11 protein-coding genes are annotated in these 13,511 nt (G+C 62.5%); 1 reads left to right on the forward strand and 10 read right to left on the reverse strand.

Annotated elements, in window-relative coordinates:
- Positions 1 to 3: 3 nt before the first annotated feature.
- From KUV26_RS06890 to KUV26_RS06900, 3 genes are read right to left on the reverse strand one after another with little or no spacing between them, the layout of a single operon-like run.
- Positions 4 to 813: an ABC transporter permease gene (locus KUV26_RS06890; RefSeq protein ID WP_222507806.1), complete on the reverse strand. Its 810-nt coding sequence runs from the start codon at positions 811 to 813 to the stop codon at positions 4 to 6.
- A gap of 3 nt (positions 814 to 816) precedes the next feature.
- The gene (locus KUV26_RS06895; protein WP_222507807.1) at positions 817 to 1,746 is read right to left on the reverse strand and encodes an ABC transporter permease; all 930 of its coding nucleotides are present in this window, start codon (positions 1,744 to 1,746) and stop codon (positions 817 to 819) included.
- Positions 1,746 to 2,876, reverse strand: a complete 1,131-nt coding sequence (locus KUV26_RS06900; RefSeq protein WP_222507808.1) for an ABC transporter ATP-binding protein — start codon at positions 2,874 to 2,876, stop codon at positions 1,746 to 1,748. Before KUV26_RS06900 ends, KUV26_RS06895 begins: the two co-directional genes overlap by 1 nt.
- A 222-nt stretch (positions 2,877 to 3,098) precedes the next feature.
- Here KUV26_RS06900 and KUV26_RS06905 point away from each other — a divergent pair, with 222 nt between their 5' ends.
- Positions 3,099 to 4,499 carry an aspartate ammonia-lyase gene (locus KUV26_RS06905; RefSeq protein ID WP_222507809.1) on the forward strand — a complete coding sequence of 467 codons (1,401 nt, stop codon included), beginning with the start codon at positions 3,099 to 3,101 and terminating at the stop codon, positions 4,497 to 4,499.
- Positions 4,500 to 4,508: 9 nt separating this feature from the next.
- Here the strand turns inward: KUV26_RS06905 and argE are convergent, their stop codons facing one another.
- From argE to KUV26_RS06940, 7 genes are all read right to left on the reverse strand, one after another.
- Positions 4,509 to 5,651 carry an acetylornithine deacetylase gene (argE, locus tag KUV26_RS06910; protein WP_222507810.1) on the reverse strand — a complete coding sequence of 381 codons (1,143 nt, stop codon included), beginning with the start codon at positions 5,649 to 5,651 and terminating at the stop codon, positions 4,509 to 4,511.
- 2 nt (positions 5,652 to 5,653) lie between these two features.
- Entirely contained in the window at positions 5,654 to 7,723 is a 2,070-nt protein-coding gene (locus KUV26_RS06915) for an NAD(P)-binding protein (RefSeq protein WP_222507811.1), read from the reverse strand.
- Between the two features lie 92 nt (positions 7,724 to 7,815).
- Positions 7,816 to 8,760, reverse strand: a complete 945-nt coding sequence (locus tag KUV26_RS06920) for a LysR family transcriptional regulator (RefSeq protein WP_222507812.1) — start codon at positions 8,758 to 8,760, stop codon at positions 7,816 to 7,818.
- A gap of 33 nt (positions 8,761 to 8,793) precedes the next feature.
- Complete coding sequence (locus KUV26_RS06925) at positions 8,794 to 10,290, reverse strand: aldehyde dehydrogenase (RefSeq protein ID WP_222507813.1); 1,497 nt, start codon at positions 10,288 to 10,290, stop codon at positions 8,794 to 8,796.
- A 14-nt stretch (positions 10,291 to 10,304) separates the two neighbouring features.
- Positions 10,305 to 10,979 carry a DUF1028 domain-containing protein gene (locus tag KUV26_RS06930; protein ID WP_222507814.1) on the reverse strand — a complete coding sequence of 225 codons (675 nt, stop codon included), beginning with the start codon at positions 10,977 to 10,979 and terminating at the stop codon, positions 10,305 to 10,307.
- Positions 10,980 to 11,099: 120 nt separating this feature from the next.
- Positions 11,100 to 11,516 carry a RidA family protein gene (locus KUV26_RS06935; RefSeq protein WP_222507815.1) on the reverse strand — a complete coding sequence of 139 codons (417 nt, stop codon included), beginning with the start codon at positions 11,514 to 11,516 and terminating at the stop codon, positions 11,100 to 11,102.
- A gap of 130 nt (positions 11,517 to 11,646) precedes the next feature.
- Positions 11,647 to 12,921, reverse strand: a complete 1,275-nt coding sequence (locus KUV26_RS06940; RefSeq protein WP_222507816.1) for a flavin-containing monooxygenase — start codon at positions 12,919 to 12,921, stop codon at positions 11,647 to 11,649.
- Between the last annotated feature and the right edge of the window lie 590 nt (positions 12,922 to 13,511).

Genomic DNA, 13,511 nt, shown 5'->3' on the forward strand with positions numbered 1-13,511 from the left:
TGATCATTTTGTGCTGTCGGATTTGCTGACAAAGTAGCTGATGGTGACCATCACGATCGACACGCTCAGCAGCATGGTGGATATCGCCATGATGTTGGGTTTGATGCCCTGCTTGACCGATCCAAAGATTGCGGTGGGCAGGGTCTCGACGCCTGCGCCCTTGACGAAATTGGTGATGATGAAGTCATCGAGCGACACGATGAAGGCCAACAGGAAGCCTGAGATGATTCCCGGTGCCATCAGCGGCATCAGGATCCGGGTGAAGGCCTGCCGCCGGGTGGCGTAAAGGTCCATCGCCGCCTGTTCAAAGCTGTCCTCGATCCCCTGCATCCGGGCCGAAATCGGCAGGTAGGCAAAAGGGATGCAGAAGGCGATATGTGCGACCAGGATGGTCAGGTAGCCGCGGGTGAAGCCGATGGCGTTGAAGAAAATCAGCGTCGCCACCGCGGTCACGATCTCCGGCACCATAAGCGGCAGGCTGATCAAGCCGAAGGAGACGGTGCGCAGGCGGAACTGGCCGCCGCGCACCATGGCGGTGGCTGCCAGCGTGGCAATCATCGTGCTGGCGGTGGCGGCCATGATGGCGATGGTGAAGCTGTTGAAAGCCGCAGTCTTGAACTTGGCGCTTTCCGGTCCGGTGAAGACATCGGCGTACCAGCGCAAGCTCAGCCCCTCCCAGTTTGTGATCGATTGGGAGGCGTTGAAGCTGTAGATGGTGACGATCACCAGAGGGGCATAGAGCACCACTAGGCAGAACAGGGTGATCGTGCGGAAGCCCTTGTAGGTTTTGATGTTTTCGTTCACGTGCGCCATGGCTCACCCCCCTGCTTTGTCTGCCTTGGCCTGCTGTCGGGCCGAGAACATCAGGATGATCAGCACCATGGTCAGCAGGATCATCGAAGCGGCAGCCCCGAACGGCCAGTTGCCCGCGTTGCCCTTGAACTGCTCCTCGATCAGGGAGCCGATCATGAAGTTTTTCGCCCCACCCAGCAGATCCGGAGCCAGGAAGGAACCCATCGACGGCACGAACACCAGGATGCAGCCCGCCACCACGCCCGGCTTCACCGCAGGCAGCACGATGCGGCGCAGGGTGGTCCATTTGCTGGCATAAAGATCCGCCGCCGCCTCCGAGAGCGAGAAGTTGTAGCGCTCCACCGCCGCGTAGACCGGCAGCACCATGAACGGCAGGTAGGAGTAGAACAGCCCCAACTGCACCGCAAAGTTGGTGTTGACGATATGGATGGGGGAGTCGATCAGGCCGGTGCTGATCAGAAAGTCATTCAGCGGCCCCTGGTCGCGCAGCAGGAATTTCATCGAAACGGTGCGGATCAGCAGGTTCACCCAATAGGGGATAGTTATCAGGAACACCCAGACGGGCCGGACATTCTCGGGCCGGGTGGCGATGAAATAGGCGGTGGGGAAGCCGATCAGAAGGCTCAGCAGCGTCGCCGCCCCCGCCTGCCAGATCGAGCGCCAGAAGATGGTGATGTAGGTCCATTCGATCGTGGGCGGCTCATCCCCGAACAGCCCGCGGTCAAAGAAAAACTGATCGTAAGCCGCGAGTGAAGGTTCCCAGATCACCCCGCCGCGGAATTCCTTGGTCAGGAAGGAATAGATCAGCATCATGCCGACGGGACCCAGCACAAAGATGCCAAGCACCGCCCAGGACGGCAGCAGCAGCCAGCCGCGGGCGTCCTTGTAAGTATCTGCGCGGGCCGAGCCGCCGCTTGCTGCGCCTGCTGCCATCAGTCCATCAAGAGGCGCCCGGCCCCCAGCTCCATGTTGACGAAAATCTCGCTGCCCGGCTCAAAAATCCGCTTGTTGCCGCGGTCGGAGTTGGAGGTGCGCACGATGAACTGGGGGCCCTCGGCCAGATCAACCAGGGTGCTGATGTCGGTGCCGACAAAGATGTTCTCGGCGACCCGGCCCTTGAGGCTCTCGGCCTCCACCGGCACGTCGGACATGAACAGGCGTTCAGGCCGCACCGACATATGCACCTTGGCGCCCGCACCGATACCCTCCACCGAGTTGCAGGTCAGCGCGTGGCCGCCGCCCAGATGGCAGGTCGCGCGGCCGTTCATCACCTGATCCACCGAAACCTCCAACAGGTTGGTCTCGCCGATGAAATCCGCCACGAACATGTTGCGCGGCTGCTCATAGATCTCCGTTGGCGTGCCCAGCTGCTGCATCTCGCCCGCCGACATCACCGCGATGCGGTCGGACATGGTCAGCGCCTCTTCCTGATCGTGGGTCACGAAGATGAATGTGATCCCGGTTTCCCTCTGCAGGTGCTTCAGCTCCAGCTGCATGGCTTTGCGCAGCTTCAGGTCCAGCGCCGAGAGCGGCTCGTCCAGCAGCAGGACTTTAGGCTGTGGCGCCAGCGCACGCGCCAGCGCCACACGCTGCTGCTGGCCGCCTGAGAGCTGGGACGGCTTGCGGGCAGCGAATTGCGACAGCTGGACCAATTCAAGCATCTCTCCCGCGCGTTTGCGGGCGGCGGATTTGGACTTGCCGCGCATCTCCAGGCCAAAGGCCACGTTGTCCAGGATCGTCATATGCGGGAACAGCGCATAGTTCTGGAACACCGTGTTCACCGGCCGCTGATGCGGCGGCAGTTTGGCGATCCCGTCTCCGTAAAGCAGGATCTCGCCTTCGGTCACATCCTCAAACCCGGCGATCATCCGCAGGAGAGTTGTCTTGCCGCAGCCCGAAGGCCCGAGCAGAGTGAAAAACTCATTGTCCTTGATAGTCAGCGAAATGCGCTTGAGGGCGGTGAAGTCCCCATAGCGTTTGACTGCGTCTCGCACATCAATCGCGTCTGTCCTGTTACCGGGCACTTGCGCCTCCCCTCTGCCGCGTGTCGTTTGATCCAGCATAGGAAGGCAGGCGGGCTGCATTAAGAATTGACTCCCTCAGCAAGAGTTAGCCTTTGCCTAACGCTTTAAAGCATAGCAATAACAGAAACTTAACGCACCGGCAGACGGATCTCTTGCGGGCTTTGCCGGACCCTAATCCCTGCAACGGAAACCGCGTCTTTACCCCAGCATCTGCTTCCCAGTACTCCGAAACGGATTTCCCAGCAGCAGGACCAGCGGACAATGCTCAAGACACGCATGGAACAGGACTCCATCGGCCGGATCGAACTGCCATCGGACTGCCTGCACGGCATCCAAACGGAACGGGCCCGGCAGAATTTTCCGATCACCGGGGTGCCGCTGTCGCATTTCCCGGTGCTGGTGCGGGCCATGGCGATGGTGAAGTCCGCCGCCGCCCGCGCCAACGCCGAAACCGGAGGGCTGCCGCAGAACAAGGCCGCAGCAATCACCGCAGCCTGTGCCGAGATCATCGCCGGGCAGCATCACGAACGTTTCAGCGTCGACATGATCCAGGGCGGGGCCGGCACTTCGACCAACATGAATGCCAATGAGGTGATCGCCAATCTGGCCCTGGTGCGGATGGGCCACCGCCCCGGCGATTACGCGCATCTGCATCCCAACGACGACGTGAACCACGGCCAATCCACCAACGACGTTTACCCCACCGCTATCCGGCTGGCGGTTCTGGCCAGAACCCTGCCGCTGTGCGGTGCGCTGCACTGCCTGAAGCTGGCCTTTGCAGAGCGTTCACGGGCCTTTGAAGGAATCGCCAAAGTGGGCCGCACCCAATTGCAGGACGCGGTGCCGATGTCCCTGGGGATGGAGTTCGCTGCTTTTGCCGTCACTATCGGCGAGGATATCGACCGGCTGCGCGATGTCAGCCAGCTGTTGACCGAGGTGAACCTGGGCGGCACTGCCATCGGCACCGGCGTGAATGCCGAACCGGGCTATGCGACGCTGGCCCTTAGGTATCTGTCGCAGCTATCGGCGTTAGAGCTGAAGCAGTCGGGCAACCTGATCGAAGCGTCCTCGGACCTCGGCGCCTTCGTCGCGTACTCCGGCATTTTGAAACGGGTGGCGGTAAAGCTCTCGAAAATCTGCAACGACCTGCGGCTTTTGTCATCCGGTCCGCGCGCCGGAATTGGCGAGATCACCCTGCCCGCGGTGCAGGCGGGGTCATCGATCATGCCGGGAAAGGTCAATCCGGTGATCCCGGAAGTGGTCAATCAGGTCTGTTACCAGGTGATCGGCAACGACCTGACCATCACCATGGCCGCGGAGGCCGGCCAGCTGCAGCTCAATGCGATGGAGCCGGTGGTGGCCTACAATCTGCTGGAATCGATCCGTATCCTGAAAAATGCAGTTGAGGTGCTGACCACGAAATGCGTTTCCGGCATTACCGCCAACGAAGACCGCTGTTCCGCGCTGCTGGAAAACAGCCTCGTTCTGGCCACCGCCCTAGCACCGCATCTGGGCTATGACGCCGCCGCCGCCATCGCCAAGGAGGCCTTGGCCAGCGGCCGGAGCCTGCGTGCTGTGCTGGAGGAAACGGGACAGTTGCCGCCTGACAAGACCCATAGAATTTTAGGAAATGCCGCCATGCTGAAGGGGCCGGAGCGTTAGGCTCCAGCCTCAGCTGGTCAGGTATTCCAGAATCCGGTCCATCATTGCGTCGCAAGCCGCCAGCTGGCTCAGCTCCAGATACTCATCCGGCTTATGCCCCTGCCCCTCCATCGAGCCGGGGCCGCAGACAACTGTCGGCACGCCTAGCCGGTCGAAGAAGCCGGCTTCGGTGCCAAAGGCGACCTTGGTGGTGCCATTGCTGCGGGCCAGCTTCTGGGCGAAGGCGATTATAGGGCTGCCTGCCGGCACGTCGAGGCCGGGATAGGAGTTGTACTGCTCCACCTCGATACGGGCCTCCTGCGCGGGGTAACGGTTGCTGATCTTCTCCGCTGCGGCCCGAATGCGGGCTAAAATGTCCTCGCTTCGGTCTGCTGCCAAATGGCGGTATTCAAAGGTCATCTCGGCCCGGTCGGGCACGATGTTCAGCGCCGTGCCGCCATTCAGCATCCCGGCATGCACAGTGGAATACGGCACTGCGTAGGCCGCGTCCCGCGCGCCGTTGGCTTCGAGATCGTCCTGCAGTGCGCGCAATTCCGCCAGGAAATCTCCGGCCAGATGCAGAGCGTTGGTGCAATCCGGCGCGAGGGCGGAGTGGCCGCTTTGGCCATGGCACACGGCGCGCAGGGCGGCCTTGCCCTTGTGTCCGGTGGCCACTTTCATCTCTGTCGGTTCACCGACAAAACAGGCGCGGGGCCGTCCGATCAGCGGCGCAAGACGCTCCAGCATTTCCTGAATACCGACGCAGCCGATTTCCTCGTCATAGGACAGTGCAATTTTCAGAGGCTCTTTCAAGTCCGCCCTTGCCGCCCGGTCGGCGAGCGCCAGCACGCTGGCGACATAACCCTTCATATCTGTCGTGCCGCGGCCATAGACGCGATCTCCATCCATGGTCATTTCGAACGGATCGCGGCTCCAGTCCTGCCCATCCACCGGCACCACATCGGTATGCGCCGACAGCAGCACGCCCTGCCCCGCTGGGCCTTTTTCGGCGTAGATCCCGGCTTTGCTGCCATCCGGCGAGGGCAGCCGCATGACGGCAAAGCCGCGTTCCATCAGGAACGCTTCGGCATAGGCGGCAAGCTCCAGATTGGAGTTGCGGCTGACCGTGTCGAACCCGATCAGCCGCTCCAGAATGTCCAGCGTTGCCGTCATCGTCAGTCCAGGGCCAGCTCGGTGATCTCACGGCGGAACGGCAGCGCATCGCCGATGTCCGGCCCGTCCAGCTCCCGTGCATAGCGGTGGCCTGCGTAAGTGGCCCAGGCAATCGGCCCCGGCGCGCTGGCATCGCCGATGATCTTGACCGACTTGATGCCGGCATCCGCCCATTCCGCCTCGCGGGCGCGCAGATCCTCGAACAGGCTGTCATTGCCCAGGCGCGAGGCCACCATCACCACCGCGTCGGCCTCGATGTTCCAAGTCCGGTTCGTGTAGGTGCAATTGCTGACCACATAGCTCGGATGAATTTCCGCAACCCCTTGATTAAGAACGATTTCCACCCCAGCCTCGACCAGGCGCGAGTGGATGGCCACCTGCTCCAGCGTATTGTTTGTCCAGTCAGAAACATAGGCTGATGGCGTGACCAGCGTCACCTGCGCCCCATTGGAAGCCAAAAGCTCTGCCAGCACCCCGCCCATGTAGTAGTGGTCGTCGTCATAGACCACCACGCGGCCTTCGGGAATGGTGCCGTCCATCAGGTCGTCAGGGGTGTAGACCTTGGCGCCCTCGGCGATCGGCATCGGCACCACATGCTGGCGGGAGACCCCGTCGCGGCGCCAGGTGGAGCCTGTGGCGATACAGACGTTCTCAAACCCGAACTCCAGGATGCTATCCGCATCCAGCGGGCTTTCGCGGTAGATCTCCACATTCGGGCGCTGGCTCAGCTGGTAATCGCGGTAGTCCACGACGCGGCCCCAAGCATTGAGCCCCGGCAGCTGGCGCTCGCGCGTCACCCGTCCGCCGATCACGTCCTTGGCCTCGGCCATTGCGACGTCATAGCCGCGGCGGCACAGCGCCCAGGCGGCCTCCAGCCCGGAGGGGCCGGAACCGACGACCAGCACGTTAGAGCTGTCGCCCTTGGTGTTCATTTTCTCCGGATGCCAGCCCTTGCGCCATTCCTCCATGAAGGTCGGGTTCTGGGTGCAGCGGCTGATCGACATGGTCATATCGCCGGTGATGCAGATGTTGCAGCCGATGCATTCGCGGATGTCCTCGATGCGGCCTTCCTCGATCTTCTTGGGCAGAAAGGGGTCGGCAATCGACGGCCGCGCGCAGCCGATAAAGTCCAGCGTGCCGGATCTCACCATCTTCGCCATCACGTCGGGGCTGGTGAAGCGGCCGACACCGACGATGGGCCTCTCCGTAAGCTCATGAATGCCGCGCACCAGTTGCTCCTGGGCGGCTTCCTCCTTGAAACGCGAGGGGCCGGAGCAGTCCTCCCACGTGCCCTGCGCCAGGTCCCAGAGGTCCGGCAGGTCCTTGTTCATCTCGATATAGTCGCGCACCTCGGCATTGGAAAACCCCAGCTCGCCGATGGTCTCGTCCAGCGACACCCTGAGGGTGATCGCCATGGTATCGCCCACCGCATCGCGCATATCGGCGATAACTTCCTGGCTGAACCGCGCCCGGTTCTCCAGGCTGCCGCCGTATTCGTCCGAGCGCTGGTTGGTGGCGCGGCTCAGGAAGTGCTGGAAAATACCGAACCCATGCGCACCATAAAGGCAGATCAGGTCGAAACCCGCCTCTTTCGACCGCTTCGCCGCGTTCACGAACCAGCGGCGCAGGTCCTTGATGTCCTGCTTGTCGAGCGCGCGGGCCTGCACCGGGTCATTGGTGAAAGTGCGGATCGGCAGGGCGGAGGGCGCCAGCGGCACCTCCTTGGAATAGAGGTTCGGCCCGTTGATGCCGGAATAGGCCAGCTGAATGCCCGCCAGCGCGCCGTGGGTCTTCATCCGCTCCGACATTTTGCGCAGCTGCGGGATGTCCTTGTCCTCCCACAGGCGCAGCTCGATGAAGGGAGTGATTTCCGAAGTGTGATGCATCTCACACTGTTCGGTGAAGATCACGCCCCAGCCGCCTTCGGCCTTGATGCCCCGCATCGCCGCCGCGGCGGACGGGTCGCGGTAGCCGCCGCCATTGCAGTGGGGCACCTGATAAAAGCGGTTCTTGGCGGTGAGCGGGCCGATCTTCATCGGCTCGAACAGAATATCATAGCGGGGATCGCGCAATTTCCATCTCCTTCGGTGCAAGAGCACTCAAAGGGTACAGGAACGTGGAGAAGGAGAAAGTTGCGCTTACGAAAGCATTGATTAGCCGCCGCCTAAGCGCCGCTGCCGTCCCCGATGCGGATGCCCGGGACCGTGCCGTTCGTAATCCGCTCCTGGCAGTAGCCGATGAATGTCTTGACCGTGAGCACGTTTTCGGCGCCCTCGGCGGTCAGCAGACCCATTCGCATAGGGCGCAGCCTGCCTGCTATCGGCACGAACTTCAGCTTGCGCCCGTCCGGCGCCACGTCCGTCACCGGCCGGATATTGGCGATGGAATAGCCGAACCCATTCGCCACCAAGCCCCGCATCACCGCCATGTCTCGGGTGCGCTCGGCGATCTGCGGGGTAACGCCTGCATCCTCAAAGAACGAAAGAAAGTAGTCGGTGCTCAAGGGCAAATCCAGCAGCACCATCGGGTGCTGGGCCAGTTCCGCCACAGTGACGCTCGCGCGGTCTGCCAGCGGGTGGTCCTCGCTCAGCAGCGCATAGGGCGGCAGCTCCGCAAGCGCATTGAATTTCAGATCAGCGGGAATGTTCAGATCATAGGTCAGCGCCACGTCGATCCGCGCTTGGCGGATCAGCTCGATCAAGCCGGCCTGGTCGCGCTCCAGCTGGCTGATGGTAACCGCGGGATAGAGCGCCTCGAACTGGCGGCGCAGACCCGGCACGATCAGCTGCGCAAAGGTCAGAAGGCAGCCGACAGACAAAGGCCCCTGCACGAAGCCCGAGATATTGTCAGCCAGACGGCTGAGCGCCCCGGCCTCATAGAGTACCGCACGCGCCTGGTCCATAAACTGATGCCCAGCCTGGGTCAGCGACAGCCCTTGCGCATGCTTGCGCACAAACAACTGCAGGCCGAATTCGTTTTCCAGCTGCGACACCGCCGCCGAGATCGACGGCGAGGACACGTTCACCTTCTCCGAGGCCAGGGCAATAGACCCGGCCTCGCCGACGGCGACGAAATACTCCAGCTGACGCAGTGTGAAACGCAAAGGCATGTCAGCGACTATGCCGGAGCAGGACCGGACCGATCAAGCCCGGTATTTGATCCAAGTGGTTTTCAGCGCGGTATATTTTTCCAAGCTGTGCAGCGACAGATCACGCCCGAAGCCGGACTGCTTCATACCCCCGAACGGCGTCTGCGGCGACAGTGCATCCACCGTGTTGACCGAAACCGTGCCGACCTGCAGCCGGTCAGACACCCGGCAGGCCCGGCTAATGTTATCGGTCCAGACAGACGCCGCCAGCCCGTAAATCGAGTCATTGGCCATGACGACGGCCTCCTCCTCGCTGTCAAACGGGATCACCGACAGGACAGGGCCAAAAATCTCATCCCGCGCCAGCGGGTTATCGTGGCTCACGTCGTCGAATATCGTCGGCTGCACGAAGCAGCCCTTGCCATCGACAGTGACACGTTCACCGCCCGCCACCAGATTGGCCGAGGCCTTGCCCGCCTCGACAAATTGCATGATGCCTTGGGTTTGTTTCTCATCCACGATGGCCCCCATCTTCGAGGACGGATCCAGCGGGTCGCCCGGCTGCATCGCTTCGGCGCGGGCAATCAACCTCTCGACGAACTCCTGCTGGATCGAACGTTCCACGTAAAGCCGCGAGTTGGCCGAGCAGACCTCGCCCTGATTGAAGAAGATGCCAAAGGCGGCCATGTCGGCAGCCGTGTCCAGATCCTCGCAATCAGCAAACACCAGGTTGGGGCTCTTGCCGCCGGTTTCGGGCCAGACCTGTTTCAGGTTCGACCGCCCCGAGTACTGCATGAACATCTTGCCGATTGCGGTGGAACCGGTGAAGGCGAGGCAATCCACGTCCATATGCAGCCCCAGCGCCTTGCCAGCCGCGGCACCATAGCCCGGCACCACGTTAAAGACCCCGTCCGGCACGCCCGCCTCTGCCGCCAGTTCCGCCAGCCGCAGCGCCGACAGCGGCGACTGCTCGGCCGGTTTCAGCACCACGGAGTTGCCCGCCGCCAGCGCCGCCGCCGCCTTCCAGGTCGCCATGTCCAGCGGGAAGTTCCAGGGCGTCACCGCACCGACAACGCCCAAAGGCACACGGGACACCAGGGCCAGATCACCCGGCCCGGTCGGCGCCACCTCGTCATAGACCTTGTCGATGGCCTCCGCGTACCACTGGAAGAAATGCGCAGACCCCGGCGCGTCAATGGTGGCGGCATCGGTCACCAGCTTGCCCATGTCCAGCGAATCCAGCAGCGCCATCTCTTCCAGGTTGGCGCGGATCAGGTCGGCGAGCCGCAGCATCACCGCCTTGCGGTCGCCCGGCGCCATCCGCGACCAGCGCCCGTCCTCGAACGCCCTGCGGCCTGCCGCCACTGCGCGGTTCACGTCCTCTTCATCGCATTCGGAAACCTGCGCCAGCACCTCGCCGGTGGCCGGGTTCACGCTGGCAAAGGTCTTGCCCGAGGCCGCGTCAGCGAACCGGCCATTGATGAAGGCCTGGCTGCGGAAAGAGAGCGCCGCCGCGCGGCTTTTCCAGTCGTCGAATGAATAGTCCAGCATTGTCTCTCTCCTGATTATTCGTCACCCGGCACGCCGTAGGACGGCGCCGCGCGCGGGTCGAGCGCGCGCTGGACATAGGCCTCCAACTGCGGCTTGTAGATGTCCCAGGCGGTTGCGATATTCTCAATCGGGCAATCCTCGCTCCAGTCGCAGCGCAGATCGGCCACCGGCCAGCTGACCTTGTCGACGATCTTCATGCCCGCCGAATGCACTGGCCCGGCCTCGCCGCCCGCAGCCAGCCCGGCGCGCATCGCCGCAATCAGCCGGTCGCCCAGATGCCCCCTGGCGGCCTGAAACCCGTCCACGATAGCCTGGCACACGCCGTCATTGGCCAGAAGATTGCCGCCCGAGGCCACATCCCGCCCCTCCGCCTGGGTCCAGATCCCCAGGCTGTTGGGTCCGGAATGGATCGCGGTGCGGCCCGCCTTGTCCACCGCCAGAACCTGGCGGTATTCGATGAACCTGCCCTGAGCGCGGACCTGTTCGATGACCTCAGCGGCGCTCAGCCCCTGCTGCATCAGATCCAGCGCCAATGGGCCCAAGCTGGGGTCTGTCACATTCTGGCTGGCCACCGCGCCGACGCCCGCCCGTGCAAAGGAACAGCGCGCCGCCACCGCCGGCGAGGAGGACGAGATCGCCACTCCGAACATGCCCGTTTCCGCGCAGCGCGCCACAAGCGAAAATGTCATCGTCATTTCTCCACACCAGCCACTGGAGAAGATCCGTTCTTCATCTGGCCGGAAATATCCTCGGGGGTGAATTGAGCCGCAGGCTCAAGAGGGGGCAGACAGCCCCCTCCCTCTTTCCGTTCAGTCCGGAATAACCGCCGTACCGTCGATCTCCACCAGCCACTCGGGCCGCGCCAGCGCCTGCACCACCAGGCCGGTGGAAACCGGATGCACGCCTTTGATGTATTCGCCCATGGTGCGGTAGACCGCCTCGCGGTGGCGCACGTCGGTGATGTAAACCACCACCTTGACCAGATGCTCCATCGAGCCGCCGCATTCCTCGATCAGCTGACGGATATTTTGCATCACCTTGTGGGTCTGCTCGACGGGGTCATGGCTGTCGATGTTGCGGGCGTCGTCCAGATTCTGCGGGCACTGGCCGCGCAGGTAGACGGTCTTGCCGCCCTGCGTGACCACCGCCTGGCACAGGTCGTTGTCCAGATTCTGTTCCGGGTAGGTGTCCGATGTGTTGAACTTGCGGATGCGGGTATGGGCCATGGGGGGTCCTCCTGGCATGGCGGGATGGCAGCGCCGGCAGGTTTCATCTGCCGGCAAAGGTGTCACAGGCGGCGGGGCAGCCAAATTACCTTCTGGCTACGCCTTGCTTTGGCAATGGCTAAGCCAACGTTCACAGTGCGTCGGCTCGGCACTCGCCGGGGCCGCGGTAGCCCTCGTAATGGCGCTGGATGGCGATCTGGTCCGCCACATGCTTGGCGTCATGCCAGACCCCCCAGATGAAGGTCGAGCCGCGTCGCGACTGCCAGGGCAGACCCAGGAAATAGATCCCCGGCTCTGCCGACACCCCGCGCTGATGCCGCGGGCGGCCCTGCGCGTCAAAAGCATCCACCTTCATCCAGGCAAAGTCCTGGCGGAAGCCGGTTGCCCAGAGGATGGTGGTGATGCCCTCCTTCTTTAAGTCCAGTTCCCGAATCGGATGGCTCAGGCAGTACGGGTCCGGAAAGGCCCTGCGGGCTTCCGGCTCTTCCGGCAAGTCGATTCCGGTGCGCTCCACATAAGCATCAGCCAGTTCCAGCATCTTCAGATAATCGGCATCGCCCGATGCGATGTTGTCCTGCAAATCAGATGCAAACGTCAGGGTCCCGTTCTCATAGGTCTCGGTCATGCCAAGCAGCGTCACGCCCTCCCCCGCCAGGCGGCGGAAATCCATGGTCTGGCCGCCATAGGCACCGCTGACAGAGATCGTCACATGCTCCTTGCCCGGTTCCTGCGCCGCCTGATCCCAGAGGCCCAGAACCCCCAGCCACCAGACGAAATCGCGGCCCCGGTACATGCGCGGCGGACGGTCGTGCGGGCCAACTGACAAATAGACCTTGCGCCCTGCGCGGTTCAGCTCATCCGCAATCTGCGCTCCGGAAGACCCTGCGCCCACAACCAAAACCGCCCCTTCGGGCAACTGTCCGGGATTCCGGTAGTGGAAGGAGTGCAGCTGCTTCATATCGGCCTCTTCCGGGACCACTGGCGGAATTACGGGATGCTGGAAAGCACCTGTGGCGGCCACGATGCGCTGCGCCTCGATCACCCCATCCGTGGTTTCAACCTGGAAGGCGCCGGTGCCTTCGATGCGCTCAGCCTTAATGACCTCCACTCCGGTGCGGATCGGCGCATTGAACCGTTTCGCGTATTCGACGAAGTAGTCAGCCACCCGGTCCTTGCCCGCAAAGTCCTCCGGATCCATGCCGGTGAATTCCTGGCTCGGGAAGCGGTCATGCCATGCCGGACCGTTGGCCACCAGAGAGTCCCAGCGCCCAGTCCGCCAAGCCTCGGCAATGCGGTTTTTCTCCAGTACCAGGTGCGGCACGCCTTGGCTGGTCAGGTGTTCACTCATGGCTACACCTGCCTGGCCTGCCCCGACTACAAGCGTGTCAATCTTTTCGTTCAGCATGTCTTTGTCCTCTTCTGGCGGTCCGGCGTGAGGTGCGGCTTCCTGCAGCACTTTAGCCCTGCCCGATGCTGACCAGGCTTAGGTGCGGTGCTGCACAAAAGTTTTCACAACTGCTGCTTCGGCAAAAGAAATGTCTGGCTTACCTGTGCTTCGCTTGCAGCTAATCAGCGGGCTCATCGTATTTCCGTACCGCAGTCAAACGCCCGCCGCCGTGCGCCGGGAGTTGAGACTTTTTCCAACGAAAGGAAGATTGACTGCCTAGACTGTGACAGCCCGCGACAGGCCGCTGAGCGGAGCCGAAATTCAGAATATGCCGCTGAGGCCTTATGGCCCGAAAGACCTGTCATCTTCGGTATTAGTGTCTGAGGAAATCGGACCTTGAACCGTATCAGACAGACTGCAGCCGTGGGCACCCCTCCGGCTGCAGTGGCAGTCTTAGTGACGGACGAAGATATGCCTGCCCCAGCACTCGATTTCCAAGTGAGAGGACGGCACCGTTGTAGGTTTTGGAAACAGCCGGAACCTGATCTTAAGGCACACACCACGGCAATAGCTGCCAGGCCTTTCACCCGGCTTTTCTATTGCAAACG

Origin of the sequence: Leisingera daeponensis, from assembly GCF_019801465.1 — a bacterium.
In the GTDB taxonomy this organism is placed as follows: domain Bacteria; phylum Pseudomonadota; class Alphaproteobacteria; order Rhodobacterales; family Rhodobacteraceae; genus Leisingera; species Leisingera daeponensis_A.